Below are 26,840 nucleotides of genomic sequence, written 5' to 3'. Positions count from 1 at the left end.
GGCGACCGACCCGAGAAACCCGACCGAGAACATGGAGCCCTGACGTGCTGGTGATTCGCGCCGACCTGGTGGATGCCATGGTCGCCCACGCGCGTGCCGACCATCCCGACGAAGCGTGCGGGGTGATCGCCGGACCGGAGGGTTCCGATCGCCCCGAGCGCTTCATCCCGATGGTCAACGCCGAACGTTCGCCCACCTTCTACCGGTTCGATTCCATGGAACACCTCAAGGTGTGGAAGGCGATGGACGCGGCCGACGAGGTGCCGGTGGTCATCTACCACTCGCACACCGGCACCGAGGCTTACCCGAGCCGTACCGACGTGGCCATCGCCGCGGAACCCGACGCTCACTACGTGCTGGTGTCCACCCGCGATCCCGAGGTGCACGAGCTGCGCAGCTACCGCATCGTCGACGGCGTCGTCACCGAAGAACCTGTCAGCATCGTCGTAGCGTACGAGCAGTAAGAAAGAGGACCAGCAGTGGCTGTAGAAGTTTCCATCCCGACCATCCTGCGCACCCACACCGGTGGGGAGAAGCGCGTCAGCGCCGCCGGGGACACCTTGGCGGCCGTCATCGCCGACCTGGAATCCAGGTATTCCGGGATCAGCGAGCGGCTGGTGGACCCCGACAAGCCGGGCAAGCTGCACCGCTTCGTCAACATCTACGTCAACGACGAGGACGTCCGGTTCTCCGGCGGTCTGGAGACGGTGATCGCCGACGGCGACTCGGTCACCATCCTGCCTGCCGTCGCCGGAGGCTAGCGTGCGCTACGACTCGCTGCTGGAGGCGCTCGGGAACACCCCGCTCGTCGGACTGCAGCGGCTGTCCCCGCGCTGGGACGCCGACGAGAACGGTCCGCACGTCCGGATCTGGGCCAAGCTCGAGGACCGCAACCCGACCGGTTCCATCAAGGACCGTCCGGCGTTGCGGATGATCGAGCAGGCCGAGCGCGACGGGGTGATCAAGCCCGGCGACACGCTGCTGGAGCCCACCAGTGGCAACACCGGTATCTCGCTGGCCATGGCGGCCCTGCTCAAGGGCTACCGGATGATCTGCGTGATGCCGGAGAACACCTCGATCGAGCGGCGTCAGCTGCTCGAACTGTACGGCGCGAAGATCATCTACAGCCCCGCCGAGGGCGGCTCCAACACCGCCGTCGCCACCGCGAAAGAGCTTGCCGCCCAGAATCCTTCGTGGGTCATGCTGTACCAGTACGGCAACCCGGCGAATGCCGCGGCACACTACGAGGGCACCGGCCCCGAACTGCTGGCCGACCTGCCCGAGATCACCCACTTCGTCGGCGGCCTCGGCACCACCGGGACCCTGATGGGCACCGGCCGGTTCCTGCGCGAGCGCGTCCCCGGCATCCAGATCGTGGCGGCCGAACCCCGCTACGGCGAGGGGGTGTATGCGCTGCGCAACATCGACGAGGGCTTCGTCCCCGAACTGTACGACCCGGAGATCCTGACCACCCGGTTCTCGGTCGGCGCCTTCGACGCCGTCAAACGCACCCGCGAACTGGTCGAGGTCGAGGGCATCTTCGCCGGGATCTCCTCCGGGGCGATCCTGCACGCGGCACTGGGGATGGCGACCAAGGCGATCAAGGCCGGTGAGCGGGCCGATATCGCGTTCACCGTGTGCGATGCGGGCTGGAAGTATCTGTCGACCGGCGCGTACGCCGGTAGCCTCGATGACGCAGAGGATGCGTTGGAAGGCCAGTTGTGGGCCTGAGACCAGGGGACTGGGTATGGCGATGAATCTCCCGGGCACCCCGGAGCAGAAGAACAAGCCGGCCTGGCTGGTCGGCGGTATCACGATCATCAGCTTCGTGGCGCTGCTGTACGTCATGGAGATCGTCGACACCGTCCTGGGGCACCGCCTCGACCAGGACGGCATCCGGCCGCTGCAGACCGACGGGCTGTGGGGCATCCTCTGGGCGCCGCTGCTGCACGGCGGCTGGCCGCATCTGATCGCCAACACCGTCCCGGCGCTCGTACTCGGCTTCCTGATGACGCTGGCGGGGATGGGTCGGTTCATCGCCGCCACCGCCATCATCTGGCTGCTCGGCGGGTTCGGTACCTGGTTGATCGGCAACATCGGCGCGCACTGCCCGTACATCGGTGTGCAGTGCACCACCAACCACATCGGCGCTTCCGGGCTGATCTTCGGCTGGCTGACCTTCCTCATCGTGTTCGGGTTCTTCACCCGCACGGCCTGGGAGATCATCGTCGGCGTCATCGTCGCGCTGGTCTACGGCGGCATCCTGCTCGGCGTGGTGCCGGGCACCCCGGGGGTGTCCTGGCAGGGGCATCTGTGCGGGGCGATCGCCGGTTTCATCGCCGCGTACGTGTTGTCCGGGCCCGAGCGCAAAGCGCGGGAGCGACGCCGGACCGTGGCCCCGTCGGGGATCTGACGGTTCGTTTGCTGCTGTGGTTCGAGCCACGCCGCCGGGTCGATTGATAGGTGAGAGACCGACCGTTCCGGTGCTGCTCCGCGTCACGGCGAGGACACAAAATGAAACTTGTCGCGCAATGCGGTGATGCCTTCGCCGCCGTGCTGGGGGGCATGGCAAGCTAGACCTGTGCGAGTCACCGTACTGGGTTGTTCCGGCAGTGTTGTCGGCCCCGATTCGCCCGCGTCCGGATATCTGCTCACCGAACCCGACACCGCGCCGATGGTGCTCGATTTCGGCGGCGGCGTGCTCGGCGCGCTGCAGCGACATGCCGACCCCGGTTCGGTGAACGTCTTGCTCTCGCACCTGCATGCCGACCACTGCCTGGACATGCCCGGCCTGTTCGTCTGGCGCCGGTATCACCCCACCCCGCCCAAGGGGCGTGCGTTGCTGCTCGGCCCGACGCACACCTGGGAGCGGCTGGGGGCGGCGTCCTCGCCGGAGGGCGGCGAGGTCGACGACATCTCCGACATCTTCGAGGTGCAGTCCTGGGTCGACGGGAAGTCGCTGCGACTGGGCGCGCTGACGGTGGAGCCCCGGTTGGTCTGCCATCCCACCGAGTCCTACGGCATGCGCTTCACCGATCGGGACGGCGTCACGTTCGTCTACAGCGGTGACACCGGAATCTGTGATGCGGTGGTCGAATTGGCGCGCGGTGCCGACGTCTTCCTCTGTGAGGCGTCCTGGACGCACTCCCCGGACCGCCCGCCCAACCTGCACCTGTCCGGGACCGAGGCCGGCCAGATCGCCGCCCGTGCCGGGGTGGGGGAGCTGCTGTTGACCCACATCCCGCCGTGGACCTCACGCGAGGACGTCATCACCGAGGCCAAGGCCGAATTCGACGGTCCGGTGCACGCGGTGGTGTGCGGCGAGACGTTCGACATCACGCGCCACTGAGCCTGAGGCGCTGCCGCGCGGTGTTCGAGGCGCTGCCGCGCGGTTCGACGACCGCCCCGCGCGCTAGGGTTGGCCGGTGTCCAGACGAGAAGACGGCCGGCTCGACGACGAGCTGAGGCCAGTGGTCATCACCCGTGGTTTCACCTCCCATCCCGCCGGTTCGGTGCTGGTCGAGTTCGGCCAGACCCGGGTCATGTGCACCGCATCGGTGACCGAGGGCGTCCCGCGCTGGCGCAAGGGCTCCGGGCAGGGCTGGCTGACCGCCGAGTACGCCATGTTGCCCGCGGCCACCCACGAGCGTTCCGGCCGAGAATCGGTCAAGGGCAAGGTGGGCGGGCGCACCCAGGAGATCAGCCGACTGGTCGGCCGGTCCCTGCGCGCCTGCATCGACCTCGGTGCGCTCGGGGAGAACACCATCGCCATCGACTGCGACGTGCTGCAGGCCGACGGCGGCACCCGCACCGCCGCCATCACCGGTGCCTACGTGGCGCTCTCGGATGCCGTCAGCTATCTGGCCGCGGCCGGTCGGCTGTCCGATCCGCGCCCGCTGTCCTGCGCGATCGCGGCGGTATCGGTCGGCGTGGTCGACGGCCGGGTCCGGGTGGACCTGCCCTACACCGAGGACTCCCGCGCCGAGGTCGACATGAACGTCGTCGCCACCGACACCGGCACCCTGGTCGAGATCCAGGGCACCGGCGAGGGCGCGACCTTCCCGCGCTCCACCCTGGACAAGATGCTGGATCTGGCGCTGGCCTCCTGCGAGGAACTGTTCGCCATCCAGCAGGCGGCCCTGGAGTTGCCCTACCCGGGCGTGCTGCCCGAGCCGCCCAGCGGGTCGGCGAAGAAGGCGTTCGGAAGCTGACCGAGTTACTGGTTGCCTCGCGCAACGCGAAGAAGCTGGCCGAACTGCGTCGGGTGCTCGATGCGGCCGGGCTGACCATGACGCTGTTGTCTCTCGGCGACGTGCCCGCGTTCGACGAGGCTCCCGAAACCGGCGCGACCTTCGAGGAGAACGCGCTGGCCAAGGCGCGCGATGCGTACACCGCGACCGGGTTGCCCGCGGTGGCCGATGATTCGGGGCTGACGGTCGAGGCACTGAACGGGATGCCCGGCGTGCTCTCGGCGCGCTGGGCCGGGGCGCACGGCGACGACCTGGCGAACCTGGAACTGCTTTTGGGCCAGTTGCGGGACGTGCCCGACGAGCGGCGCGGCGCGGCATTCGTCTCGGCGTGTGCCCTGGTGTACGGGCCGGGGGAGCAGGACGCGGTGGTGGTCCGCGGCGAATGGCCCGGCGTGATCGCCCGCGAACCCCGCGGCGAGAACGGGTTCGGCTACGACCCGATCTTCGTGCCCGACGGGTCGTCGCGTTCGGCCGCTGAACTCTCCGCGGCCGAGAAGGATGCGGCCTCGCACCGCGGCCGGGCGCTGGCGTTGTTGGTGCCGGCGCTGCGCAAGCTCTGCTAGCGCCGTCACCTGGTGCACTCACCCGACTCTGGGCGCCCTGACTCCCGGCGACCTGACTCCCGGCGAAACTCGCGTACCCGTCGTGATTTCCGCCTTGGGCGCGACCGGTACGCGAGTTTCGCCGGGGTCCCGGCGGGCGGGACGAGAAATTTTGCATAGCGCAACTAACGTGTAATGCTCGCGGCCGTGGATGCAACCGAGCCGCGGCGGCCTCTGCGGGAAATGTCAGCCCATCCCGGCGTGCTCATCGCCGTCCTGTGCGCCGCCGGTATCAGCGTCTCGCTGATGCAGACGCTGATGATCCCGCTCATCCCGGAACTGCCGAAACTGCTGCAGGCCAGCCCGTCCAATGCATCCTGGGCGATCACGGTCACGCTGCTGACCGCCGCCGTCGCCACACCGGTCTTCGGGCGGCTCGGTGACCTGTACGGTCCCAAACCGATCCTGATCGTCTGCGCCGCGGTGCTGATCGCCGGATCGCTGGTCGCGGCGCTGAGCAGCACCCTCATCCCGTTCGTCGTCGGCCGCGGCCTGCAAGGCGTGGGCATCCCCATCATCCCGCTGGGCATCAGCGTGCTGCGGGCGTCGGTGCCCGCCGAACGGGTCGGCAGCGCGATGGGCCTGATGAGCTCCTCGCTCGGCGTCGGCGGGGCGCTCGGGCTGCCGTTGTCGGCCGCGATCGCCCAGCAGTTCAGCTGGCACGCGCTGTTCTGGTTCGCCGCGGGCCTCGGCGCAGTGCTGCTGGTGTTGTTCGTGGCGCTGGTGCCCGCGGTCCCGGCCACCTCGACCGACCGGCTCGACCCACTGGGGGCGCTGCTACTCGCCGCGGGGTTGATCACCCTGCTGCTGGGCATCACCAAGGGCCGGGACTGGGGTTGGACCTCGGCCACGACGGTGGCGATGTTCGGCGCTTCGGTACTGGTGTTCGCGGTCTTCGTGTTCTGGCAGCTGCGGTTCGACTCACCCGTGGTGGACCTGCGCACCACGGTGCGCCCGCCGGTGCTGATCACCAACATCGCCTCGGTCGGGGTGGGGTTCGCCATGTTCGCGCTGACGCTGATCGCGCCGCAGGTTCTGGAGTTGCCCGAAGAGACCGGCTACGGCCTGGGCATGTCCATGCTGGAGGCGGGTTTGTGGATGGCGCCCGGCGGCCTGGCGATGATGGTGATGGCACCCATCGCGGCCCGGGTGTCGGGCGCCCGCGGTCCGCGCTTCACGTTGTTCGTCGGCTGCGTCATCATCGCAGGCTCGTATCTGTCGGGGCTGTGGCTGCTCGGCAGCGGCCCGCAGGTGCTCGCGCTGAACGTGCTCATCAGCATCGGGGTGGGCTTCGCTTACGCATCCATGCCCGCGCTGATCAACGCCGCGGTGCCGCTCTCGGAGACCGCGGCCGCCAACGGTCTCAACGCACTGGCGCGCTCACTGGGGACCTCGATCTCCAGCGCGGTGCTCGGCGCGATCCTGGCAGCGATGACGATGACGGCGGGTGGGCACGAGGTGCCGACGCTGGACGGTTTCCGGGTGGCGCTCATCGTCGCGGCCGTCATCGCGGCTGTCTCGGCCGTGCTGACGCTGCTGATCCCGTCGGTGCGTCAACCCGGTGAGACGGAGGTCAGAGACCGAAGCGCTTCTTCACGTCCAGCGTCTGAAAGTGTTCGACGATGAGCCCCAGCACCGGGACCGTTCCGGAGATCAGGGTGCCGATCGCACGGCCCAGCGGCCAGCGGACCTTCACCGCGAGGTTCGCGGTGGCGATCAGGTAGGCGAAGTAGACCCAGCCGTGCACGACCGCGATCCAGCTCAGCGAGTCGTCGCCGAAGCCGTACTTGCGCACCATCTCGTAGCAGAGTGCGATCAGCCACAGACCGGTCGCCCAGGCCAGGACCCGGTAGCTGGCCAGCGCCTTCTGAATGGATGCCAGTGGCACCAGCGGCCCGTCGGTCTGCTGGCTCTCGGCTCCGGTCGGCGTTTCGGGCGTGCTCATCGGGTGGTCCTGTCGTCTGGGTTCTTATCGGGGTCGGACTGGGCTAAGCCGGCGAGGTAGGCGTTGTACTCGCGCAGAGTCGGGTCGTCGTCGCCGGCCGGGGTCACGGCCTTCGGGCGGTCGGGGAGCAGGCCGTCGGGGATCGCGGTCACCTTGCCGGACTCGTTCTGCTCGTATTCCGGCGGGGCTTCCTCCAAGCGGACGAACTTGAAGTAGGCGTACACGCAGAATGCGGCGAACATCGGCCACTGCAGGGCGTAGCCGAGGTTCAGGAAGGTGCCGGCGGTCGACTCGTAGCGGGTCCACTGCCACCACGCCAGCAGCAGGCAGCCGCCGGCGGCGACGGCGGCCAGCGCGAAGAGCGCTGGTCTCCTACGTCGTGTAGTGGACATGGGTCAACTTTACCGTCTGCCTCGATCAGGTCTTGGGGCCGATGAACTCATCGAGGCGGGCGGTCGCCGCTTTTCGGTATATCGGCGGGCAGGAGCGCAGCGACCGGGGGATCAGTTCAGCGATCATGTAGCGACTGTTCTGGGTCCACGGGATGTCGAGTTTGTCCAGGGCCGCGCAAAACAGGTTGCGGATATCGGTGGAGTGGTTGGTGAAGTGATAGCGGACGCTGGCGACCCCACGGTCGTTGGCCACCACGCGGCACCCGTCGCTGTGGATGAGGCCGCGGACGAAGTCCTCGGTGGCGGCATCGACGTGCGCCTGCTGCCAGGGTTCCAGGACGATTGGGCGGAGGTGCTTGGGGCCGGGTCCGTGTTGAGGAAACAGGCAGGCCCAATGTTTGGAGAACAGGGACACGTCCACGCAGCCGGTCTTGCGAGGGAATACCGTCGCGCTCTGACCGAGCATGATCTTGTCGATGGCGGCGCAACAGCTCGCGATGATCCCCGGGTACTTCTTGTCGAGGGTGACCCGGAGTCGCCACACGGAGCGAGCGCGGCTGATGTATCCGTCGCCGAGGTACATACCGAGCAGGTAGCTGTATGCGTCCGACGGCAGCAGGCTGTAGTCGTGCTTCTTGCAGCCGTCGCGGGATGTGATCGGTTTGGGGCTGTGTCGCCAATCGCACACAGTGCGCCGTGGGATTCCCGTTCGGCGCGCAATTTCACAGTCGTTCAGCCCACTTTCGATGAGCTGTCGTACGGCTTCGAACTCCTCGACCGAGCGCATCGGGCCTCCCGCTGTTGCGGTCGACGCTAGTTGCTCCCACCGACAACCAAATATGTGCAGCGAGGCGGTACCCTGAACCCCGCTTGCGGGCGTGATGGAACGGCAGACATGCCGGCTTTAGGTGCCGGTGCTCGAGAGAGCGTGTGGGTTCGAATCCCACCGCCCGCACCAGAATGTGTATTGCCGATGCTGCGGTGGCTAACCTGCAGCCGGTGGCGTCCCCCAGCACTCGATGACCTCACCGAGCTGGCGCAACAGCACGTAGCGGTAGTCCGCCTGCGCAGCCTGGGCGGACCGTTCGGCGTACGCGGCTCGAGCGCCGTCCTCGTCACCCGAATAGACGTCGGCCGGAACCGGCGGCACCCCGTCGGTGGTCGGATCGTCGACCACACCGATCTGGACCGTCCAGGAATCCTCAGCCATGGCATCCACGTACCCACCGTGGGCCGGACGTAAGCCTGTTCCGCTATCGGGGTCCGTCGACGGCGAAGGTGCCCTTGTCGTCCTGGAACTCGACGTAGACCTGGCGGATGGCTCCGTCGATCTCCACCGCGCAGGTGAAACTGTCGCCCTTGGCGGCGGACGGGTCCTTGCCGCCGTTGCAGCGCAGCGCGCTGATGTTGTTGGCGCCGTACCCGTTGATCGGGTCGGACAGGATCTGCCGGACACCATCCTCGGCCTGCTCGACGCGGATGACGGTGGCATCGCGGAACGCGAACTGCCACACCCCGATTCCAGCGACGAGGACGGCGATCGCAGCGGCTCCCACGATCAGCCATTTCCGGCCGTCGGCGGACTGCGGGGCCGCCCGGTGCGGTGCGGGCGTGCCCGGCGGCAGCTGGTAGCGGTTCGGGTCGATCACCGGTTTCGGGCGCTGCGCCTGCGGGGACGGCGGCGCAGGCCGTCGCGGTGGAGGGACGGGGCGCTGCGGTGGCGGGGCATAACCGGGGTGCGGCGGCCGATGCGGTTGCGGGGCAGCGGGATACGGCGGCCGTGGGGGAGGCCCGGACTGCCGTCCGGGCGGCGGCGCACCGCCGGGGCGCGTCCACCACGGTTGTTGTGGATCCGGCGGCCGGGTCACGACGCGAACCGTTGGTAGCACTGTTCCGGATCACCGGAAAGCCCGGCCCGGTAGGCCAGGATCCGGGTGAACCCGGCGGTGGCGGTCACCCCGTTGACGTCGCTCGCCGCCAGGCCATTGGTCAGCAGCCCGGAGATCGCCTCATCGGTGTCGCCTGCCGACAGGGCCAGCGGACTGCCGGGCTCGGCCATCCTGCCCTGGGCGACGCCGGTCAGGCAGGCGGTGCGCAGCGCCGTCACCGGGGACTCCAGCGGAAGACCGCGTTCCCGTTGTACCGCAAGGGCATAGCGTGATGTCACCACCGACAGCGCGGTGTTGTCACCCTGTAGCAGCACCCCCTGCTCCTCGGACTTCGGGGTGCCCAGCTCCTGCAGGGCGGGTAGGTTGACATTGATGGTGTTCGTCGCCGGACAATACGAGGCGGGCGAAATCGTCTCCGCGTCAGGGCAGTTGGCGAGTTCGAGGTTCAGGGCGGGTGGGTTCTGCGGGGAATAGACGTCGCCCAGGGTGGTCATCAGGTCCGCGAGCAGATCGGCGTCGATGGCGCTGTCGCCGAGGGACGGTGCTCCGTGAGCGTCGTAGGACAGGAACTGCGGAAGGTCGCCCTGACGCTCGACGATGTCGTCCATGTCGATGGCGGCGCACTGATCGGCGTTACCGCTGAAACCGATCTGGAAGGCACTGATCCGGTCCAGCGCCGATCCGTGCGCATCCCCGGTCAGGATCGCTTCCTCCTGCGTCATCAGCGGATCGCGGATGTAGATGGCGCCGGCCAGAACGTGATTGAGGCCGTCACCGGTACTCAACACGAAGCGCGGGGAGTTACCCGCCGCCACCCAGTGCAGGTACACCCCGGCGAAGCAGTCTGCCTGCTGCTCCTTGACCAGCACCGGGGTGGCCTTCTCGACCAGGTGTGCCTTGGCCTGTACGGCGTGGCCGAATTCGTGGGCCATCACGCCGACGACGCCCATCTCACCGAAGTACTGGGCGGCGCCCGGGATGAACTGGCCGCGATCCCAGGCCAGCACGTCACCGTCATAGCAGTAGAAGGCGTTGGACAGGCCGTAGAGCTCGTTACCGCACACTCGCGGTGCGGCGGGGTCGGCCGCGTCGTAGGACACCAGGCCGGCCACCGGGGTGAACGTCCCGGTGAGGGCGCCGTTCCAGTGCTCGGACCAGAACTGCTCCAGATCGTCGATGGCCGTCAGGGCCAGCCGGTCCACCGGGCCGTTGTCGCTGTGCGCCGCGGCGCGTGAGGGTGGGGGCGCATCCGGTCGCGGACCGCTGGGCCCGTCGCCGGCCGGCAGGCCGCCCGCCCTGGACGGGTCGAACAGCATCGATACCGCTCGGCCGTCGAGCACGGTGGTACCGCATCCGGCCAAGATCAGCGTTGCGGTGAGCGCAAGGCTGAGCCATCCGGCGAGGCGTCTGGCCCGTCGGTACATGCCGACAGGCTAACAAGATGGCGGCCGGCGGCCGCAGCCACGAACGTCATTGCGGTTGCTCGTCGACGGTGAAGTCGAAGGCCAGCTCGCCGCGGTCGACGGTCGTCACGGTCACGCCGTAGGTCTCACCGCGGTCGGTGAGCATGCACCGCACGGTGGCGCCCACATCCCCCTTGAGGTCGGCGGGGCAGGTCACCGACTCCGGAGCGCGACCGATCCGGCGGCCGATCTCCTCGGTGATCTGCCGCGCGACGGTGCCCTTGCCGATGCTCTGCACGATGAACAGATCCACCTGGTCACCCTGCGCGCTGCCCACCGTCACGCTGACCCGGCGGTGTTCACGCTGATCGACCAGGGTGCAGTCCAGGGTCGCGCCGACCACGGCGGCCAGACCGTCCGGGCAGTTCACCGAATCCGGGGCGGCCCCGGATTGTTCGGTGACCTCTTCGGTGATCTGTTCCTGCAGCCGTTCCTTGCTGACGGTCTTGTCGGTCGGCACCGAGCACGAGATCAACGTCGCCGCTGCGAGCAGTACCGACCCCACTGCCGACCATCGAGGCATACGCCACGATGGCACATGTCCCCGGTGGCGAGCGGCATTATCGGAGGCGCGCCGCCAGGACGCGCCGGTGCGCCGCCGGGGAACCGAACATGGACCGGTTCAGGGTGGCGCGCTTGAGGTAGACGTGCACCCCGCTTTCCCAGGTGTAGCCGATGCCGCCGTGCAGTTGCATGGCCTTGCCGACCACGGCGACCGCGGTCTCGGTCGCGTACGCCTTTGCCATCGAGGCCGCCACCGACGGGTCCTGTCCCGATCCGGGGTCCGCGGCCACCGCGTCGACGGCGGCGTCCACGAGTTGGCGCGCCACCCGGATCTGGACGAGCATGTCGGCACACGCGTGTTTGACGGCCTGAAACGATCCGATGGGACGGCCGAACTGATGGCGGATCCCGACGTAGTCGACGGTGGCGGCGAGCATCGCCTCGGCCAGGCCGAGACTGTCGACGGCGATGCTCACGGCCCCGCGCGCCGTCAGCCACCCGGCCGCGGGGAACGGCCACACCTGGCGGGGGCGCGCCCCGTCGGCGGTGACGGCGGCCAGCCGGCGGGTGTCATCGAGGGTCGGCCGGCCGGCGATGGTCAGCCCGGCACCGGCCGGGTCCAGATCGGCCAGCACCGGCGCGCCGGCGGTGTCGGTGGCGAGCACCAGCAGCCGGGTCGCCTCGGCGGCGTCGGGCACGAAATCGGCGGCACCGTGCAGACTGCCGTCGGAGGCCAGCGTGAACGCGGGGCAGGCGCCGACGGCCTCGGTGTCCACCACCGCGACGGGCAGGTCGGTGCCCTCGGCGGCCGCCGACAGCGCGGCGTCGCGATGCTCGCCGGCGGGCAGCGCCAGCAGTGCACCGATCCCGAGGCTGACGCCGAGATGGCTACTGCGGGCCGCGGCGCGTCCCAGTTCCTCGGCGACGACGGCTGTTTCGGCGAACGACACCTGCGCGCCGCCGAGTGACTCGGCGACCTCCAGACCGGGCCAGCCGGCCTGGGTCAGCACCGACCAATCCGGGTTGCCTGCGGCCAGCAGATCCCGCGCCACCGAGCGCAGATCCTGGTGCAACTCCGCGAATTCGCGTGTCATCATGCTCCCGCCGGTTCGCGGGGCAGGCCGAGACCGCGCTCACCGATGATGGTGCGTTGGATCTCGCTGGCGCCGCCCGGGATGGTCCATTCCCAGGAGCCGATGAAGTCGAGCACCCAGGCGCCGGACTCCCAGCCGCTGGAGATCGGTTTGGCCAACACCGTGTGGCCGGCCAGGCCGCTGATCTCGGCGCCGAAGTCGGTCATCCGTTGCAGCAGTTCGCTGTAGAACAGCTTCACCACCGAGGCGTCGGCGGGGGAGTTGGTCTTGCCTTCCACCAGGTCGCGGCACAGTCCGCGCAGCCCGGTGGTCTCGATGTCGAACTGCGCCAGCCGATCCGCGATCAGCGCATCGTCGAGTACGCCGGCGCGCGCGCATTCGTCGACCAGCCAGCGCAAACCCGCGTTGCCGAGCCGTTCGGCCAGCTCGAGCATGGTCATTCCGCGTTCGGCGCCCAGCGTCTCCTGGGCGACCTGCCAGCCCTTGTTCTCCGGGCCGACCAGATTGGCCGCGGGAATCCGCACGTCGTTGAGGAACACCTCGCAGAAATGCGATTCGCCGGTGGCCTGACGGATCGGACGTACCTCGATGCCCGGGCTGGTCATGTCCATCAGGAAGTAGGAGATGCCGTGCCGTTTCTTGGCATCCGGGTCGGTGCGGGCCAGCAGCAGACACCAGTCGGCGTGCAAACCGCCACTGGCCCAAACCTTCTGGCCGTTGACCACGAACTCATCACCATCCCGGCGGGCACTGGTGCGCAGCGCGGCCAGATCCGAGCCCGCCTCGGGCTCGGAGAAACCCTGCACCCAGATCTCGCCGTCCAGGATCGCCGGCAGATGGCGCTGCCGTTGTTCTTCGGTACCGGCGGCCAGCAGGGTCGATGCGGCATGGTGGATGCCGACGAAGGCGAGCACGAGTCGTGGTGCGTCGGCTGCGGCGAGTTCGGAGTACAGCACGATCTGCTCGGCCACCGACATACCGCCGCCCCACTCGGCGGGCCAATGCGGCACCGCGAAACCGGCCGCGTGCAGTTCGGCGAACCAGGCCTTCTGGAACCGGACGTACTCCTCGTCGCCGACGCCGGTCTGCGCGGCACGCCAGTCGGCGGGCACATGCTCGGCGCACCACTGCCGGACGTGGTGGCGGAACTGTTCGAGGTTTCGGGTCATATCCTGGGTCATCCCGCGTCGCTGTACAGTCCGGTCAGGCCACGGGTGCCCAGCAGTTCGGTCAGCTGTGCCCGTGTCGCGGACAGGCCGAGCGGCAGTCGGCGCAGGGGCTGGCTGTACCGCGACAGCCAGGACAGCACCGTCTCATCGCAGAACCCGACCGCACCGTGCAGTTGGTGGGTGACCCGGAAGACCACCTCGGCTGCCTCCAGTGCGGCCAGTCGCAGGGCCAGCGCATCGGCGAGCGCGTCCGGGCCGGTGACGGTGGACAGCGCATATCGGGCCAGCATCTCCAGGCCGCTGCGTTCGACCTCGGCGTCGGTGAGCTGGAATTGCACGCCCTGGAAACCCGACAGCGGCTGGCCGAACTGTTGGCGCAACTTGACGTGCGCGATGGTGAGTTCCAGGGCACGGTCCAGCATGCCGAGCAGCGTCCAGCAGGGCAGCACCAGTGCCAGTGCGACGTCCTGGTCGCCCGCATCGTCGAGGCCGGCCAGCTGCAGTGCGGTGACGAAGGCCGTCCGGGCGCCGGAGGTGCCCGTCACCCGCGCCCGATGACCGTCCAATGTGACGGTGGCCCAATGCCCGTCGACACCGGCAATGGTGCCGGCCGGTGCCGGCCCGGCGACCACGATCAGCCCGTCGGCGTCGATGTCGGTAGGCCGGGACAGGCGTTCGGCCAGCGGGTAGGGCAGCCCCCAGTAACCGGCGCTGCGGCACAGGGCGGCGGCCGCTTCGGCGGCGTCGGCGTCGGTGCGTGGTTCCAGATCCCAGGCGCCCAACCCGGCGAGCACCGGTGCGACGAGCGACTCCCGTTGCGATGGATCGGCTTCGGCACGTTGCAGCAGCGCGTCCCCGCCGGCGGACTCGAACGCCCGAAGCGCCTGTTCACCGAACTCCCGGGCCTCCGGGCTCAGATCGATGTTCACGACGCCGCCAGCAGGGTGCGGGCCAGCAGGATGCGCTGCATCTCGATGCTGCCGGAGGACACCGTGGAGGGCTGCGAATACCGCCAGTGGTCCTCGACCTCTGCCTTGAACACCTCCGACTTCCCTTCCGGCAGCGCGGCGGTGATCTCCATGAGCACCTCGGCGCTGTCCTGGTCGAGTTTGGTGACCGCGATGCGGTAGGCCGCAGAATCGGTGGGGCGCACCTGCCCTTCGGCCTGCAGGGCCACCAGGCGGTAGGCCATCAGCCGGGCCCGGCGGCAGTGGGTCAGCATCCGGGCCCACCGGCCGCGCAGTTCGTCGGGTAGATCGGACCAGCACTCGCCCAGTGCTTTCGGGGCCAGTTGCAGCAGGCGCTCGCAGCGGGCGTAGCGGGCGATGCCGACCCGCTCGAACGCCAGCACGCTCTGCACCACGGTCCAGCCGTCGTCGACGGTGCCCAGCACATCGGCGTCGGTGACCCGCAGATCGTCGAAGAACACCTCGTTGAGATGGTGCGGGCCCATCATGGTCTGGATCGGTCGCACGGTGATCGCCGGATCCGACATGGGGACCAGGAAGATGGTCAGGCCCCTTTGCTTCTTCTCCTGCTTGGACGTTCGTGCCAGCAGGAAGCACCACTGCGCCATCGTCGCGTAGGAGGTCCAGATCTTCTGCCCGTTGATCAGCCAGCCGTCACCGTCGCGGACCGCCGAGGTGCGCAGCGAGGCGAGGTCGGATCCGGCCTCCGGCTCGGAAAAGCCTTGGCACCAGATCACTTCGCCGCGCGCGATGGGCGGCAGGTGGGTGCGCTGCTGTTCCTCGGTGCCGTGGCGCATGATGATCGGCCCGACCCAGTTGACGCCCATGTATTGCGCGCCGCGGGGTTCGTGGTGGGCCCACATCTCCTCGCGCACCACCGTCTGTTCCCAGGGGGAGGAGGCCCGCCCGCCGAACTCCTCCGGCCAGGACATGCACAGCAGCCCGCGTTCGGCGAGCAACCGGCAAAAGGCCTGCGCGGTCTCCAGGTCGGCCGGGTTGTGGGTGAAGGCGCCCAGATAGTCCTCGGGGATGTGCGTTCTCACCAGGTCGCGCAGTTCGCCGCGCAGCGCTGCGGCGTCCGGCCCCATTTCGAAGTCCACGCCGCCGATGGTAGGTCAATCCTTACAAGGATTGCTAGTATTTCGAGAATGAGCGCGGCCCGCCGTACCCCGCAGCACCGCATCGCCGAGACTGTCGCCGGTGAACTGCGCGACCGGATCCTGGCCGGAGCGGATCGGTTGCCCACCCAGGACCAGCTGGTCACCGAGTTCGGTGTCAGCTATCCGTCGGTCCGTGAGGCGCTGCGGATCCTGGAGACCGAGGGCCTGGTGACGGTGCGCCGAGGCAGCGTCGGCGGGGCCGAGGTGCACCGGCCCGACGAGTCCTCGGCGGCGTATCACCTGGGCTTGGCACTGCAGGGCGCGGCGGTGCCGCTGGGTGATCTGGCGGCGGGTCTGCAGCTGCTCGAACCGCTGTGTGTCGCCGAGGTCGCGCGCCGTACCGACCGGCTCAAGGTGGTGGTGCCGGTGCTCACCCGCAATGTCGACGCATCCGCGGAGGCGGTCGCCGACGGCGCGGCGTTCACCCGGATCGCACGCGAATTCCATGACCTCGTCGTCGAATACACCCCGAACGCCACGGTGCGCCATGTGGTGGGAAGCCTGGTGGCGCTGTGGTCGGCGCAGGAGGAGAAGTGGGCCGACTACGTCGCCAAGCGCGGTGAGTATCCGTCACCGGCCGAGGCCCGCGGTGCGGTGCGCACCCACCGCAGGCTGGTCGACGAGATCGCGGCCGGCAACGCCGCCGAGGCCGAACGGATCGCGCGCAAGCACCTGGCCGCCACGCAATCGCTTCTGCTGGAACGTTTCACCGACGATGTGGTGCGGGCCGCACGCGGCGCGAAGCCGCACGAGCGACGCACCTGCTGACCGTCTACAGGCTCGATGACGCAGATCACAGCCGGGGCAGGTTTGCCCGCCGTGGCTGCGCGGTACACAGCGCCACGTCAGGTTGCAACGAGGCAACCGCTTTCGTAGGTGCTCAGGAAGAGGATCACGTGATCAATGTGAAGAAGATGCTCGTCGGGTTCGCAGTCGCCGGTGGCCTTTTCGTCGGCCCGTTCGCGATGGCCGGTACCGCCGGCGCCGAACAGGCCCCTGTGCCTCTGCCGCCGGCCGGCCCCGCGGTGAGCACCGCGCCGGCCTGGGCGCCGCCGAAGCCGGCCGACCCGATCTGGGCGCAGGGCAACCCGCAGGTCTGGGACTCCGGTTGGAATCACTGGGGTGTCTGGATCAACGGGACGTTCGTGCCCACCTTCTGATCCCCCTGAAACGAAACGGCTGCTCCTGCGGGAGCAGCCATTTCGTTTCTCCGGGGAATCAGTCGCTGGCCGGCAGCGGCTTGGCTTCCTTGATCGCCAGCGGGGTGTCACCGATGCTCAGCGTGCCCTTGCCGGCCTTGGTCACCAGGATTTCGGCGCCGGCATCGTCGACGTAGCGCTTACCCATCAGGTTGCCGTCGGACAGTGCGGGATCGAGCGTCAGGCCCTCGGTGACCGCCTCGCCGACCGGGACCAGCGGTGCGCCACCGGCGCGCAGGTCGTCGAGACCTTCGGAGGCGCGCACCACGATGACCTGGGTGTCGCAGACCTGGCTCTGCAGGCGGGTGCCGTTCTTGATCATGCGGGCTCCTTTGCGGCTGGACTCAACTCGCTGACGAGTTCGCGGCGCAGCACCTTGCCGGTCGCGTTGGTGGGCAGCTCGTCTCGGAAGACGACCCGGTCCGGGGTGCGGGATCCGCGCAGTTGCGCCCGCACGAAGTCACGCAGGTCCTCCGGCCGCGGGTCGGCGCCCGGAACGGGGACCACGACGGCCACGATGATCTGTCCCCATTCGGGGTCCTCGGGGCCGACCACGGCGCAGTCGTGGACATGCGGGTGCTCGACGAGCACGTCCTCGATCTCGGCGGGAGCGATGTTCTCCCCGCCGCGGATGATGGTGTCATCGGAGCGTCCGCCGATGTACAGGTAGCCGTGTTCATCCAGGGTCGCCACATCCTTGGTGGGAAACCAGCCCTGGTCGTCGAGCACCGAACCGATGCCGGTGTAACGGCCGGACACCTGCTCGCCGCGGACGAACAGCTCACCGGTTTCGCCTGCGCCGAGCACGGTTCCGTCCTCGCCGCGGATCTGTACCTCGATGCTGGGAACCGGCTGGCCGACCGACCCGAGCCGCTTGGCCACCGCGGCATCGTCGGAGCCCAGTGCGACCCGGTGATCATCGGGGGTGAGCACCGCGATCGTCGAACTGGTCTCGGTGAGACCGTAGGCGTTGACAAACCCGACGCCCGGCAGCAGCTCGAGGGCCTTGCGTACCAAGGGCAGCGCCACCTTGGAGCCGCCGTAGGCCAGTGTGCGCAGGGTGGGCAGGGTCGCGCCCTGCTCGTCCAGCACGGTGACGATGCGGTCCAGCATGGTGGGCACCACCGTGGCCGAGGTGACGTTCTCGGCTTCGACCAGCCGCACCCATTCGCGGGCGTCGAACTGCGTGAGGTAGACCATCTTTCGGCCGGCGTACAGATTCGACAGCGCCGCCGACACACCGGCGATGTGATAGGGCGGCACACAGATCAGCGCCGCATCCCCGGGTTCGGCGGACGCGAACTCGACCGTGCCGGTGATGTAGCTGGTCAGGTTGTTGTGGGTCAGCTCAACGGCTTTCGGAGCCGATGTGGTGCCCGAGGTGAACAGCACCACGCCGACCGAGTCAGGATCGGGGAATTCGGCCGCCGGCTCGGCGGTACGCGCCTGCGTGAGGAACTCCGCCGAGCCGAGCACCCGGAACCCGTCACCCACGGCGTCGCGGTACTCGTCGTCGACCACCACCAGCGGATCCGGCAGCCGGGAGATCAGGGCGCGCAGCCCGTCGGCCGAGAGCCGGTAGTTCAGTGGGGTGACCGGCACCCCGGCACGCGCCGAGGCGAACAGCAGCAGGGGCAGCATCGCGCCGCCGGCACCGACATAGGCGACATGCGCAGCGCCGGAGGCGGCCACCACACCGGCTCCGCCGTCGGCGAGTTCGCTGAGTTCACCCGTGGTCAGACGCAGGTCACCCGCGACGATCGCGGTCCGGTCCGGATCGGTCGACGATGCCATTTCCAGCAGCAGCGAGATACTCATGTCTGTTGATCACTCCTTGTCGACGAAGATATCCCAGATGGGATCCTCGCCACCGCCATAGCGGGACAGGTCGGTGATCCCGCCGGCGGCCAGCACGTCGGCGTCGATGTAGGTCTGGCCGTTGGCTTCCTTGGCCGGTCCGGTCAGGATCTGCACCGCGGCGTCGGCCATGATCTCCGGGCTGCGCGATGAGGAGGCCAGGCTGTCGCCGTCGGCCAGGTTCGCCACCGCCGATGTGGCGATGTAGGTCTGCGGCCACAGGCAGCTGAAGCCGATGCCGGAATCCTTGTACTCCTCGGCCCAGCCGAGCGACAGCAGCGTCATGCCGTACTTGGACACCGTGTAGGTCGGGTGCGCGCCCAGCCAGTAGGGATTGAGGTTCAGCGGCGGCGCCAGGGTGATGACGTGCGCGCCCGGGGACTGCTTCAGGTGCGGCAGCGCGGCCCTGGTCAGCAGGAAGGTGCCACGCACGTTGATGTCCATCATCAGATCGAACTTCTTGGCCGACAGGGACTCGGTGGGCTCGGTGGCGATCGCGCTGGCGTTGTTGATGACGATGTCGACGCCGCCGAAGGTCTGCACCGCGGCGTGGACGGCCCGCTGCACGTCCTCTTCCTTGCGGACGTCGCCGACCACGGCCACAGCCCTGGCGCCGACGGCCTCGACCTCGGCCACCGCGGTGTGCACGGTGCCGGGCAGCTTGGGGTGTGGTTCGGCAGTCTTGGCCAACAGCACCACGTTGGCGCCCTGGCGGGCGGCGCCTAGGGCGATGGCCAGGCCGATGCCGCGGCTGCCGCCGGACACCACCAGGGTTCGATCGGCGAGCGGCCGTTGCGCGCTGGACATAGGGACTCCTCGGACGGAAGGGGTCTTGCTTCCCCTGATGGTATTGGCATTCTCATTTTCAGCAAGTGTCATACTCGCTCATGTCCAGCGGCGACGCGGCGGTGGGGGTTCGCCGGGGGATGGCCGCCACCTGGTTGAGTGCCTGTCGTGGCTGATCTGGGTGCATATTTCCTGTCTGCGGTATTGGCATTCTCATTTTTTGCAAGTACGTTATCCAGTGATGAACGACCAAAGCGACCCCCGGGTAACGACTCCCTCTGGCATCCCGCTGGCTCCCGTGTACGGTCCCACCGACCGCGCGGGCGACCCGCCCGCGCCCGGTGACTACCCGTTCACCCGCGGCAACTTCGCGTCCGGTTATCGGGGCAAGACCTGGACCTTCCGGCAGTACTCCGGGTTCGGCACGGCCGAGGAGTCCAATCAGCGCTACCGGTACCTGCTGGATCAGGGCGGCACCGGGCTCAGCGTGGCGCTGGATCTGCCTACGCAGTGTGGCTACGACTCCGATGACCCGGAGTACGGGGAAGAGGTCGGTCGCGTCGGCGTCGCCGTCGACACGTTGGCCGACGCCGAAATCCTGTTCGACAGCATCCCGCTGGACAAGATCAGCACCAGCTTCACCATCAACGGCACCGCCGCCATCCTGCTGGCGTTCTACGTGGCCGCGGCGGAGAAGAAGGGTGTGCCGCGGGAGAACCTCACCGGCACCATCCAGAACGACATCCTCAAGGAGTACGCCTCGCGCGGCACCTGGATCTGGCCGCCGGAGCCGTCGCTGCGGCTGATCGCCGACACCATCGAGTTCTGTGCGGCCGAGGTGCCGCGGTTCAATGCGATCTCGGTGGCCGGCGCGCATTTCCGCGACGCCGGCGCCAATGCGGTCCAGGAGATGGCGTTCACCCTGGCCGACGGCGTCACCTACTGCGACACCGTGGTCGAGCGCGGCCGGATGACGATCGACAAGTTCGCGCCGCAGATCTCGTTCTTCTTCTATACCCATGGCGACTTCTTCGAGGAGATCGCCAAGTACCGGGCCGGCCGGCGGCGCTGGGCCACGATCGTGCGGGAACGCTACGGCGCCACCTCGGACAAGGCCGCGATGTTCCGGTTCGGCTGTGTGTCGGGCGGGGCGTCGCTGTACGCGCCGCAGGCCCAGAACAACCTGGTCCGGGTCGCCTACGAGGCGCTGGCCTCGGTGCTCGGTGGGGTGCAGTCGATGTTCACCGCGGCCTGGGACGAGCCGTTCGCGCTGCCCAGTGAGGAATCCGCCACCCTGGCACTGCGCACCCAGCAGATCCTGGCGTACGAGACCGGTGTGACCAAAGTGGCCGACCCGCTGGGTGGTTCGTACTTCGTGGAGGCGCTCACCGACGCCACCGAGGAGAAGATCATCGAGATCATGCGCGATCTCGAGGAACACGGCGGCATGGTCCGCTGCATCGAGGACGGCTACCTGCAGGGCCTGATCGCCGACGAGGCGTACAAGATCCATCAGGAGGTCGAATCCGGTGTCCGTCCCGTCGTCGGGGTGAACAAGTTCGTCGTCGACGAACCGGCGCCCGATCTGGCCACCTATGAACTCGACGCCGAGGGACGCGACAAACAACTCGCGAGACTGGCCAAGGTGAAGGCCGAACGCGATGACGTCGCAGTGAAAGAGGCGCTGGCAGCACTGGCCCGGGCCGCCGAGGGTGACGACAACCTGATGCACAAGCTGATCGACTGTGCCAACGCCTATTGCACGGTGGGCGAGATGGTGTCCGCGCTCAAGGCCGTCTGGGGCGAGTTCCAGCAGCCGGTCGTCTTCTAAGAAGGGGAGTGTTCTAGACCATGGCCACTCGAGTACTCGTCGCCAAACCCGGCCTGGACGGCCACGACCGGGGCGCCAAGATCGTCGCGCGCACCCTGCGTGACGCCGGCTTCGAGGTCATCTACACCGGTATCCGCCAGCGCATCGAGGACATCGTGTCCATCGCCCTGCAGGAAGACGTTGCGCTGGTGGGACTTTCGATCCTGTCCGGTGCGCACGTCGCAATGACCCAGCGGACGGTGGACGCCTTGCGTGCCGCCGACGCCGGCGATATCGCGGTGGTGGTCGGTGGCACCATCCCGGAGTCCGATGTGCAGAAACTGCTCGATGCCGGTGCGGCAGCGGTGTTCCCGACCGGGACCGCGCTGGAAACCCTGGTGACCGAGGTGCGCGCACTGACCGAAACGGCAGGGGAGTCCGTCTGATGAGACTGGGCGTGATGATCGGGGCCGAGCGGGGCGATATGTCCCGCAAGGTCAAAAAACTGATCTCCGACATCGAGTGGGCCGACTCGGCCGGGTTGGCCACCGCGTGGATGCCACAGGTACCCGACGATTTCGATCTGCTGACGATGGTGGCCCTGATGGCCTCGCACAGCACCCGGATCGAACTCGGCACCGCCGTGGTCCCGCTGCAGGCCCAGCATCCGATCGCGCTGGCCCGCCAAGCGCTTTCGGTGCACGCGGTCGCGGGCGGGCGGCTCGCACTGGGCGTGGGCCCGTCGCATCACTGGATCATCCGCGACATGCTGGGCCTGCCGTATGACAAGCCGGCCGCCTACACCCGCGACTATCTGCAGGTGCTCAACGCGGCGATCGCCGGCCCGGGCCCGGTGGATGTGGAGAACGACACCTTCACCGTGCACAACCCGACCGCGCTCGGCGCCGAGACCCCGATGCCGGTGCTGGTCGCCGCGTTGGGCCCGGTGATGTTGCAGATCGCCGGTGAGCACGCCGACGGCACCTCACTGTGGATGGCCGACGAGAAGGCCATCGGTGAGCACATCGCCCCGAAGATCAACAAGGCCGCCGCCGAGGCCGGCAAGCCGCCGCCGCGCATCGTGGCGGGCATACCGGTCACGCTGTGCGCCAACTCCGAGATCGAGGAGGCCAAGGACCGGGCCAACCGGATCCTGGCCGAGGCCGAGACGTCACCGAACTACCAGCGGTTGCTCGACCGCGGTGACGCCCGGACCGTCGGTGATCTGTGCGCCGCCGGCGACGAGGAGTCGATCCTCAAGCGGTTCAAGGCGTTCGCCGACGCGGGGGTCACCGACCTGTCGGTGCGGCTGCTGCCGATCGGGGACAACCGAGACGAGCTGATCGCGTCGAAGTACCGGACGCGTGAGGTGATCGCGGAACTCGCCAAGCAGGTGTCGTGATGAGCGCTTGCGCGAAGAACAGAGTGGTTGGGTGAAGGGTCCTTTATCCGGCATCCGGGTCATCGAGGTCGGCGTGATGCTGGCCGGCCCGTACGCCACCATGCTGCTGGCCGATCTGGGCGCCGATGTCATCAAGGTCGAACCCCCCGGCGGTGAGATCTCCCGGCAGGTCAGCGACAGCTACTTCGCCAGCCTCAACCGCAACAAGCGCAGCGTCTGCCTGGACCTGGCGTCGGAGGCAGGACGCGCTGAACTCGGTGCGCTGGTGGCCGATTCGCACGCGCTGCTGGTGAACATGAAGCCGTCGGCGATCAAGAAGCTGGGCCTGACGTATGAGAATCTGCGCCGGTACAACGAGAAGATCGTGTGCGTGGCGCTGACCGGATACGGGCTGCACGGCGGGGACGATCCGGCGTTCGACTACGTCATCCAGGCGGCCACCGGCGTGGCGGCGATGACCGGTGACCCGGACGCGCCGCCCACCCTGCCCGGCTACTCGGCGGCCGACAACTCCACCGGCCTGACCGCGGCACTGGGGTTGCTCGCCAAGATCGTCTCCGGTCACGGCGGCCAGGTGGACGTGTGCCTGCGCGACGTCATGCTCTCGCAGTTGAACTACCGGGCGGCCGCGTATCTGAACGACGGCGCCGAACCTCGCCGATACCCGTACGGGGCGCACTCGTACTACGTTCCGGCGCAGCTGTTTCCGACCGCCGACGGGTACCTGGCGCTGTTCATCACGCACGACGGTTTCTGGCGGTCCTTCGCCGGTGAGGCCGGCATCGCCGGGTTCGGGACGATGGCCGAACGGGCCGCCCGCCGGGAGGAACTGCTGGCCCTAGTCTTCGCGGCGCTGGCCACCGACACCGCGGTGAACTGGGAGGCCCGACTGAAGCCGCTGGGGATCCCGGCGGCAGCGGTGCGTTCGCTGCCGGAGGCACTGGAGGACACCCCGGAGATGGTGGTGACCGCGGGTGATTTCCGGCTGGTGGCCAGCCCGATCAGGATCGAGGGCTACGTGCCGGAGTACCGCCCGGCGCCGGTCTTCGAGAGTCAGTCGACCCTGTAGTCAATCGGCCTCGTGGTCAGTCGTCGTAGTTGACCGTCAGCGGCCCGGGATCGGGAATCGCCTGGCAGGTCAGCACATAACCCTCTTCGACCTCGTCCTCGTCGAGGGCATCGTTGACCCGCATGGTGGCGCTGCCCTCGGTGAGCTTGGCGATGCAGGTGCCGCAGTTACCGGCTTCGCAGGCGAATGGCGGGGTCAGTCCGGCCCGCCGAGCGGTCTCCAGTAACGTGTCGCCGGCGACCGGCAGCGTCGTGGTGCTGGCGCCGTCGAGGACGATGGTCACTTCGTCGGCGGGCACTGGTTCGGCCGTCATCACATCTCCCGGGCATCGTATTCTGGCAAAAAGAGAATATCATTCTCCGTTGGGGATAGGGTAGTGGGCTGATGGTTGCAAACAGTCGCCCCGTCCTCGCGTTCGAGGATCGCGAGTACACCCTGGCCGAGTTGGACGCCCTGACCAGCGGGATGGCTGCCGCGCTGGCGGCCCGTGGTGTGACCGCCGGTGACCGGGTCGTGCTGATGTCCTCGAACCGGCCCGAGTTCGTCATCGCGCTGCGGGCGATCTGGCGGGTCGGTGCCGCGGTGGTGCTGGTCAGTTCGGGCTGGAAACGGGCCGAGGTGGCGCATGCGCTGGCGTTGACGAACCCGGTTCTGGGGGTCGGCGACGCACCCCTGCTCGCCGAGTTGCTCCCGACGCTGCACCTCGACGAACCGATCATCCCGGGTGCCGGCGTGTGGCCGGCGGCCCCGCCGGATGCCGACGCGCTGTTCGTCTTCAGCTCCGGCACCACCGGGATGCCCAAGGCCGTCCGGCACAAGCACGCCGGGTTCGCCGCAGCGGTGCGGCACTGGCGCACCGCGCTGGGACTCACCGCCGAGGACCGCATGCAGATCATGACGCCGCCGTCGCACATCCTGGGGCTGCTCAACATCGCCACCATTCTGGATACCGGCGCGTGGATGCGCCTGCACCCCCGGTTCGACATCGACCGGATGCTGACCCACATCCAGGACGACCGGATCACCATCGAAATGGCGGTCGCCCCCATCGCGTTGGCGATCGCCGCGCATCCGGATCTGGAGCGTTACGACCTGTCCTCGCTGCGCTACATCATGTGGTGCGCCACCCCGGTCACTCGGAGCGTGGCCGAGGCGGTCACCGATAGGGTTGGGGTGCAATGGGTCTCGGCATACGGCGCCAGCGAACTACCGGTGATCGCGTGCTGCCCGATCGGTGACGCACGGTTGGACACGGTGGGCAGGCCGGTCCCCGGGGTGCAGGTGCGCATCGCCGCCGACGGGGAGATCCAGGTGCGGTCGCCCTCGGCCATGGTCGGCTACCTGCCCGAGGGTGACACCGGTGCGGCATTCGATGACGGGTGGTACCGCACCGGCGACATCGGCAACCTGGACGAGGAGGGCTGGCTGCGCATCACCGACCGGCTCAAGGAGATGGTGAAGGTCCGCGGCTTCCAGGTGGCCCCGGCCGAGGTGGAGGCGGTGCTGCACGGACATCCGGCGGTCACCGACTGTGCGGTGTTCGGGGTACCCGACGGCGCCGACGGGGAAGCGGTCATCGCGGCGGTGACGGTCGCCGAACCGGTCGCCGAACAGGAACTGATCGATCTGGTGGGCGAGCGGCTGTCATCCTACAAACGGCCGCGCCGGGTGATCGTCGTCGATGCGATCCCGCGGCTGCCGTCGGGCAAGGTGCTGCGCCGGGTGTTGCGCGACGAGTTCGTCAGAAGGTGAGTTCCTCGGAGCGTTGCACGGTCCCGGTGACCCCACCCGCGTCCTGACCGGCCAGCCGTACCGCGGCCCGGCCCATCGCGTCGGGCGGTTCCACCATCTCCGGGGGAATCTCGAGGCCCATGCCGCCCGCCTGCCAGCCCTCGGTGAGCACCACCCGCGACGGACTCAGACAGTTCACCGCGATGTTGTCGGCCTTGAGGTCCTCGGCCAGGCCCAGATAGAGCCGTTCGGCGGCGGCCTTGGACACCCAGTAGGCGTTGGCGCCCGGCATCCCGACCCCGGTGGTGGTGATCGCGATCAGCGAGCCGCCACCGCGGGTCCGGACATGCGGGATGACGGCCTTGGTCACCAGGAACACCCCGGTGAGGTTGACGTCCAGGCACAGTTGCCAGCGCTTCAGCGGCGTCGTCTCCACCGGACCGAGCCACAGCACGCCGGCGTTGGCCACCAGGATGTCGATCCCGCCGAATTCCGAGACCGTCTGGGCCACAGCGTCATCGACGGAGGCTTCGCTGGTGACGTCACACGGCACCGCCAGGGCGGTGCCGCCTTGCGCGCGGATCGACTCCGCCACCGAACCGATGGTGCCGGGCAGTTTGCCCTGTTGCTCGGAGCGGGCCGCCACCGCGACCGAGGCGCCCGCGGCGGCGAGCGCGTGGGCGATGGTCGCCCCGATGCCGCGGCTGGCACCGGCGACGAACGCCGTCTTGCCTTCGAGTGTGCGGGTCACTTGGGCGGGAACCGCAGTGCTCCGTCGAGGCGGATGATCTCGCCGTTGAGGTAGTCGTTCTCGATGATGCTCTGGGCCAACTGGGCGTACTCGCCGGCGCGGCCCATTCGCTTGGGGAACGGAATCTGCGGCGACCAGTACTGCTCCAACTGATCGGCGGCCTTGCCGTACGCCGGGGTGTTGATGGTGCCGGGTGCGATGGTGTTGACCCGAATCCCCAACGGGGACAGGTCGCGGGCGGCGACCAGCGTCATACCGAGCACACCGCCCTTGGCGGCGGCGTAGGGCAACTGGCCGATCTGGCCCTCGTAGCCGGCGATGGAGGCGGTGTTGACGATGACGCCGCGGGCGCCCTCCTCCAGCGGTTCGGTCCGGGCGATCGCCGCGGCGGCCAGGCGCAGCACGTTGAACACGGCGGTGAGGTAGAACTTGATCGTCGTCTCGAAGCCGTCCAGGGCCAGCGGCGATCCGTCCTTGCCGATCAGACGACCGCCGGTGGCCGGGCCGCCGTGGGTGTCCACCGAGATGCGCAGCGGGGCAAGCGCTTCGGCTTCGGCGATGGCGGCGTTGACGGACTCTTCGGAGGTGGCGTCGGTGCGGACGTAACGCACGCCGAGTTCGTCGGCGAGCTTGGGTCCCTTCTCATCGGCGAGGTCGGCGATGACGACTTTGGCCCCGGCCGCGTGCAGTCGGCGGACGGTCGCTTCCCCCAGTCCTCCCGCGCCGCCCACGACCAGTGCGGAGCTACCGGCGATGTCCATGTGTACCTGCCTCCTTGCAACTAGCGCTCTCTGCAGGG

Annotated in this window: 32 protein-coding genes and 1 tRNA gene; 16 read left to right on the top strand and 17 right to left on the bottom strand. The window is 68.5% G+C overall.

What is annotated here, in order from left to right; all coding sequences use genetic code 11:
* Positions 1-44 precede the first annotated feature (44 nt).
* The 8 genes from K0O62_RS20970 (at position 45) to K0O62_RS20935 (ending at position 6,478) form a co-directional block, all read left to right on the top strand.
* Positions 45-464 carry a M67 family metallopeptidase gene (locus K0O62_RS20970; protein ID WP_073853042.1) on the top strand — a complete coding sequence of 140 codons (420 nt, stop codon included), beginning with the start codon at positions 45-47 and terminating at the stop codon, positions 462-464.
* Between the two features lie 15 nt (positions 465-479).
* The gene (locus K0O62_RS20965; RefSeq protein WP_073853044.1) at positions 480-761 is read left to right on the top strand and encodes a MoaD/ThiS family protein; all 282 of its coding nucleotides are present in this window, start codon (positions 480-482) and stop codon (positions 759-761) included.
* A gap of 1 nt (position 762) precedes the next feature.
* A complete protein-coding gene (locus K0O62_RS20960; RefSeq protein ID WP_073853046.1) occupies positions 763-1,731 on the top strand; it encodes a cysteine synthase in 969 nt (322 codons plus the stop codon).
* Between the two features lie 16 nt (positions 1,732-1,747).
* Complete coding sequence (locus K0O62_RS20955) at positions 1,748-2,413, top strand: rhomboid family intramembrane serine protease (RefSeq protein WP_073853048.1); 666 nt, start codon at positions 1,748-1,750, stop codon at positions 2,411-2,413.
* Between the two features lie 168 nt (positions 2,414-2,581).
* Entirely contained in the window at positions 2,582-3,349 is a 768-nt protein-coding gene (locus K0O62_RS20950; RefSeq protein WP_234799932.1) for a cyclic nucleotide-degrading phosphodiesterase, read from the top strand.
* A gap of 76 nt (positions 3,350-3,425) precedes the next feature.
* Complete coding sequence (rph, locus tag K0O62_RS20945; RefSeq protein WP_073853052.1) at positions 3,426-4,211, top strand: ribonuclease PH; 786 nt, start codon at positions 3,426-3,428, stop codon at positions 4,209-4,211.
* Positions 4,208-4,813, top strand: coding sequence for an RdgB/HAM1 family non-canonical purine NTP pyrophosphatase (gene rdgB / locus K0O62_RS20940; protein ID WP_073854273.1), 606 nt, complete (start codon positions 4,208-4,210; stop codon positions 4,811-4,813). The genes rph and rdgB overlap by 4 nt, the downstream gene beginning before the upstream one ends.
* A gap of 222 nt (positions 4,814-5,035) precedes the next feature.
* Positions 5,036-6,478: an MFS transporter gene (locus K0O62_RS20935; protein ID WP_073853054.1), complete on the top strand. Its 1,443-nt coding sequence runs from the start codon at positions 5,036-5,038 to the stop codon at positions 6,476-6,478.
* Here K0O62_RS20935 and K0O62_RS20930 read toward each other — a convergent pair.
* Genes K0O62_RS20930 through K0O62_RS20920 form a run of 3 tightly spaced genes read right to left on the bottom strand, consistent with a single transcriptional unit; the run spans position 6,426 to position 7,976 of the window.
* The gene (locus K0O62_RS20930; RefSeq protein WP_073853056.1) at positions 6,426-6,797 is read right to left on the bottom strand and encodes a DUF3817 domain-containing protein; all 372 of its coding nucleotides are present in this window, start codon (positions 6,795-6,797) and stop codon (positions 6,426-6,428) included. The genes K0O62_RS20935 and K0O62_RS20930 overlap by 53 nt on opposite strands.
* Positions 6,794-7,189, bottom strand: coding sequence for a hypothetical protein (locus tag K0O62_RS20925; RefSeq protein WP_073853058.1), 396 nt, complete (start codon positions 7,187-7,189; stop codon positions 6,794-6,796). Before K0O62_RS20925 ends, K0O62_RS20930 begins: the two co-directional genes overlap by 4 nt.
* Positions 7,190-7,214: 25 nt before the next feature.
* Positions 7,215-7,976 (bottom strand): helix-turn-helix domain-containing protein, encoded by a 762-nt coding sequence (locus K0O62_RS20920; protein WP_073853060.1) that lies wholly within the window; start codon positions 7,974-7,976, stop codon positions 7,215-7,217.
* 85 nt (positions 7,977-8,061) lie between these two features.
* Between K0O62_RS20920 and K0O62_RS20915 the strand changes: the two genes are divergently transcribed.
* Positions 8,062-8,147 (top strand) — tRNA-Leu (locus K0O62_RS20915).
* Between the two features lie 27 nt (positions 8,148-8,174).
* Here the strand turns inward: K0O62_RS20915 and K0O62_RS20910 are convergent.
* From K0O62_RS20910 to K0O62_RS20875, 8 genes are all read right to left on the bottom strand, one after another.
* Entirely contained in the window at positions 8,175-8,408 is a 234-nt protein-coding gene (locus K0O62_RS20910; RefSeq protein ID WP_073853062.1) for a hypothetical protein, read from the bottom strand.
* A gap of 34 nt (positions 8,409-8,442) precedes the next feature.
* The gene (locus K0O62_RS28755; protein ID WP_234799933.1) at positions 8,443-8,838 is read right to left on the bottom strand and encodes a DUF4333 domain-containing protein; all 396 of its coding nucleotides are present in this window, start codon (positions 8,836-8,838) and stop codon (positions 8,443-8,445) included.
* Between the two features lie 215 nt (positions 8,839-9,053).
* Positions 9,054-10,502, bottom strand: a complete 1,449-nt coding sequence (locus K0O62_RS20900) for a neutral zinc metallopeptidase (RefSeq protein WP_073853064.1) — start codon at positions 10,500-10,502, stop codon at positions 9,054-9,056.
* 46 nt (positions 10,503-10,548) lie between these two features.
* Entirely contained in the window at positions 10,549-11,064 is a 516-nt protein-coding gene (locus K0O62_RS20895) for a DUF4333 domain-containing protein (protein WP_073853065.1), read from the bottom strand.
* Positions 11,065-11,101: 37 nt separating this feature from the next.
* Positions 11,102-12,139: an acyl-CoA dehydrogenase family protein gene (locus K0O62_RS20890; RefSeq protein ID WP_205870602.1), complete on the bottom strand. Its 1,038-nt coding sequence runs from the start codon at positions 12,137-12,139 to the stop codon at positions 11,102-11,104.
* Entirely contained in the window at positions 12,139-13,320 is a 1,182-nt protein-coding gene (locus tag K0O62_RS20885) for an acyl-CoA dehydrogenase family protein (RefSeq protein ID WP_372512791.1), read from the bottom strand. The genes K0O62_RS20890 and K0O62_RS20885 overlap by 1 nt, the downstream gene beginning before the upstream one ends.
* Entirely contained in the window at positions 13,317-14,237 is a 921-nt protein-coding gene (locus tag K0O62_RS20880) for an acyl-CoA dehydrogenase family protein (protein ID WP_073853069.1), read from the bottom strand. The genes K0O62_RS20885 and K0O62_RS20880 overlap by 4 nt, the downstream gene beginning before the upstream one ends.
* The gene (locus K0O62_RS20875) at positions 14,234-15,376 is read right to left on the bottom strand and encodes an acyl-CoA dehydrogenase family protein (protein WP_073853071.1); all 1,143 of its coding nucleotides are present in this window, start codon (positions 15,374-15,376) and stop codon (positions 14,234-14,236) included. The genes K0O62_RS20880 and K0O62_RS20875 overlap by 4 nt, the downstream gene beginning before the upstream one ends.
* 48 nt (positions 15,377-15,424) lie before the next feature.
* Between K0O62_RS20875 and K0O62_RS28915 the strand changes: the two genes are divergently transcribed.
* Together K0O62_RS28915 and K0O62_RS20865 are read left to right on the top strand one after the other, a co-directional pair.
* A complete protein-coding gene (locus K0O62_RS28915) occupies positions 15,425-16,204 on the top strand; it encodes a FadR/GntR family transcriptional regulator (RefSeq protein ID WP_073853073.1) in 780 nt (259 codons plus the stop codon).
* A gap of 128 nt (positions 16,205-16,332) precedes the next feature.
* Positions 16,333-16,596, top strand: a complete 264-nt coding sequence (locus K0O62_RS20865) for a hypothetical protein (RefSeq protein ID WP_372512790.1) — start codon at positions 16,333-16,335, stop codon at positions 16,594-16,596.
* A 58-nt stretch (positions 16,597-16,654) separates the two neighbouring features.
* On the opposite strand, the gene K0O62_RS20860 is transcribed toward K0O62_RS20865, so the two are convergent.
* Genes K0O62_RS20860 through K0O62_RS20850 form a run of 3 tightly spaced genes read right to left on the bottom strand, consistent with a single transcriptional unit; the run spans position 16,655 to position 19,299 of the window.
* Entirely contained in the window at positions 16,655-16,957 is a 303-nt protein-coding gene (locus tag K0O62_RS20860; RefSeq protein ID WP_073853075.1) for a hypothetical protein, read from the bottom strand.
* On the bottom strand, positions 16,954-18,453 hold the full coding sequence (locus K0O62_RS20855) for a class I adenylate-forming enzyme family protein (protein ID WP_073853077.1): 1,500 nt from the start codon (positions 18,451-18,453) through the stop codon (positions 16,954-16,956). The genes K0O62_RS20860 and K0O62_RS20855 overlap by 4 nt, the downstream gene beginning before the upstream one ends.
* Positions 18,454-18,462: 9 nt before the next feature.
* The gene (locus K0O62_RS20850; protein WP_073853079.1) at positions 18,463-19,299 is read right to left on the bottom strand and encodes an SDR family oxidoreductase; all 837 of its coding nucleotides are present in this window, start codon (positions 19,297-19,299) and stop codon (positions 18,463-18,465) included.
* 220 nt (positions 19,300-19,519) lie between these two features.
* On the opposite strand from K0O62_RS20850, the gene K0O62_RS20845 reads away from it, so the two are divergent.
* From K0O62_RS20845 to K0O62_RS20830, 4 genes are read left to right on the top strand one after another with little or no spacing between them, the layout of a single operon-like run.
* The gene (locus K0O62_RS20845) at positions 19,520-21,109 is read left to right on the top strand and encodes a methylmalonyl-CoA mutase family protein (RefSeq protein ID WP_073853081.1); all 1,590 of its coding nucleotides are present in this window, start codon (positions 19,520-19,522) and stop codon (positions 21,107-21,109) included.
* A 20-nt stretch (positions 21,110-21,129) separates the two neighbouring features.
* Positions 21,130-21,534 (top strand): cobalamin B12-binding domain-containing protein, encoded by a 405-nt coding sequence (locus K0O62_RS20840; RefSeq protein ID WP_073853083.1) that lies wholly within the window; start codon positions 21,130-21,132, stop codon positions 21,532-21,534.
* Entirely contained in the window at positions 21,534-22,490 is a 957-nt protein-coding gene (locus tag K0O62_RS20835) for an LLM class F420-dependent oxidoreductase (RefSeq protein WP_073853085.1), read from the top strand. Before K0O62_RS20840 ends, K0O62_RS20835 begins: the two co-directional genes overlap by 1 nt.
* A gap of 31 nt (positions 22,491-22,521) precedes the next feature.
* Positions 22,522-23,559 (top strand): CaiB/BaiF CoA transferase family protein, encoded by a 1,038-nt coding sequence (locus tag K0O62_RS20830; protein WP_205870624.1) that lies wholly within the window; start codon positions 22,522-22,524, stop codon positions 23,557-23,559.
* 16 nt (positions 23,560-23,575) lie between these two features.
* Here the strand turns inward: K0O62_RS20830 and K0O62_RS20825 are convergent, their stop codons facing one another.
* Positions 23,576-23,872 (bottom strand): 2Fe-2S iron-sulfur cluster-binding protein, encoded by a 297-nt coding sequence (locus tag K0O62_RS20825; protein WP_073853089.1) that lies wholly within the window; start codon positions 23,870-23,872, stop codon positions 23,576-23,578.
* A gap of 71 nt (positions 23,873-23,943) precedes the next feature.
* On the opposite strand from K0O62_RS20825, the gene K0O62_RS20820 reads away from it, so the two are divergent.
* Positions 23,944-25,311, top strand: a complete 1,368-nt coding sequence (locus K0O62_RS20820; RefSeq protein WP_073853091.1) for a class I adenylate-forming enzyme family protein — start codon at positions 23,944-23,946, stop codon at positions 25,309-25,311.
* Here K0O62_RS20820 and K0O62_RS20815 read toward each other — a convergent pair.
* Both K0O62_RS20815 and K0O62_RS20810 read right to left on the bottom strand, forming a co-directional pair.
* Positions 25,301-26,041, bottom strand: a complete 741-nt coding sequence (locus K0O62_RS20815; protein ID WP_073853093.1) for an SDR family NAD(P)-dependent oxidoreductase — start codon at positions 26,039-26,041, stop codon at positions 25,301-25,303. The two genes, K0O62_RS20820 and K0O62_RS20815, sit on opposite strands and share 11 nt — an antisense overlap.
* Positions 26,038-26,802, bottom strand: a complete 765-nt coding sequence (locus K0O62_RS20810) for an SDR family NAD(P)-dependent oxidoreductase (RefSeq protein WP_073853095.1) — start codon at positions 26,800-26,802, stop codon at positions 26,038-26,040. Before K0O62_RS20810 ends, K0O62_RS20815 begins: the two co-directional genes overlap by 4 nt.
* Positions 26,803-26,840 lie beyond the last annotated feature (38 nt).

It is taken from the genome of Mycolicibacterium diernhoferi (genome assembly GCF_019456655.1).
Taxonomy (GTDB): domain Bacteria; phylum Actinomycetota; class Actinomycetes; order Mycobacteriales; family Mycobacteriaceae; genus Mycobacterium; species Mycobacterium diernhoferi.
Note: the sequence above shows the minus strand (reverse complement) of the source record. Positions and strands in the feature narration are given on the sequence as shown.

What these genes read in the sequence shown, in the direction of transcription:
- K0O62_RS20955 (WP_073853048.1), top strand. Translation starts at nt 1,748, where the DNA reads ATGGCGATGAATCTCCCGGGCACCCCGGAGCAGAAGAACAAGCCGGCC.
- K0O62_RS20935 (WP_073853054.1), top strand. Translation starts at nt 5,036, where the DNA reads ATGTCAGCCCATCCCGGCGTGCTCATCGCCGTCCTGTGCGCCGCCGGT.
- K0O62_RS20930 (WP_073853056.1), bottom strand. Translation starts at nt 6,797, where the DNA reads ATGAGCACGCCCGAAACGCCGACCGGAGCCGAGAGCCAGCAGACCGAC.
- K0O62_RS20925 (WP_073853058.1), bottom strand. Translation starts at nt 7,189, where the DNA reads ATGTCCACTACACGACGTAGGAGACCAGCGCTCTTCGCGCTGGCCGCC.
- K0O62_RS20920 (WP_073853060.1), bottom strand. Translation starts at nt 7,976, where the DNA reads ATGCGCTCGGTCGAGGAGTTCGAAGCCGTACGACAGCTCATCGAAAGT.
- K0O62_RS20900 (WP_073853064.1), bottom strand. Translation starts at nt 10,502, where the DNA reads ATGTACCGACGGGCCAGACGCCTCGCCGGATGGCTCAGCCTTGCGCTC.
- K0O62_RS20895 (WP_073853065.1), bottom strand. Translation starts at nt 11,064, where the DNA reads ATGCCTCGATGGTCGGCAGTGGGGTCGGTACTGCTCGCAGCGGCGACG.
- K0O62_RS20890 (WP_205870602.1), bottom strand. Translation starts at nt 12,139, where the DNA reads ATGACACGCGAATTCGCGGAGTTGCACCAGGATCTGCGCTCGGTGGCG.
- K0O62_RS20885 (WP_372512791.1), bottom strand. Translation starts at nt 13,320, where the DNA reads ATGACCCAGGATATGACCCGAAACCTCGAACAGTTCCGCCACCACGTC.
- K0O62_RS28915 (WP_073853073.1), top strand. Translation starts at nt 15,425, where the DNA reads ATGAGCGCGGCCCGCCGTACCCCGCAGCACCGCATCGCCGAGACTGTC.
- K0O62_RS20860 (WP_073853075.1), bottom strand. Translation starts at nt 16,957, where the DNA reads ATGATCAAGAACGGCACCCGCCTGCAGAGCCAGGTCTGCGACACCCAG.
- K0O62_RS20855 (WP_073853077.1), bottom strand. Translation starts at nt 18,453, where the DNA reads ATGAGTATCTCGCTGCTGCTGGAAATGGCATCGTCGACCGATCCGGAC.
- K0O62_RS20850 (WP_073853079.1), bottom strand. Translation starts at nt 19,299, where the DNA reads ATGTCCAGCGCGCAACGGCCGCTCGCCGATCGAACCCTGGTGGTGTCC.
- K0O62_RS20845 (WP_073853081.1), top strand. Translation starts at nt 19,520, where the DNA reads ATGAACGACCAAAGCGACCCCCGGGTAACGACTCCCTCTGGCATCCCG.
- K0O62_RS20840 (WP_073853083.1), top strand. Translation starts at nt 21,130, where the DNA reads ATGGCCACTCGAGTACTCGTCGCCAAACCCGGCCTGGACGGCCACGAC.
- K0O62_RS20835 (WP_073853085.1), top strand. Translation starts at nt 21,534, where the DNA reads ATGAGACTGGGCGTGATGATCGGGGCCGAGCGGGGCGATATGTCCCGC.
- K0O62_RS20825 (WP_073853089.1), bottom strand. Translation starts at nt 23,872, where the DNA reads ATGACGGCCGAACCAGTGCCCGCCGACGAAGTGACCATCGTCCTCGAC.
- K0O62_RS20820 (WP_073853091.1), top strand. Translation starts at nt 23,944, where the DNA reads ATGGTTGCAAACAGTCGCCCCGTCCTCGCGTTCGAGGATCGCGAGTAC.
- K0O62_RS20810 (WP_073853095.1), bottom strand. Translation starts at nt 26,802, where the DNA reads ATGGACATCGCCGGTAGCTCCGCACTGGTCGTGGGCGGCGCGGGAGGA.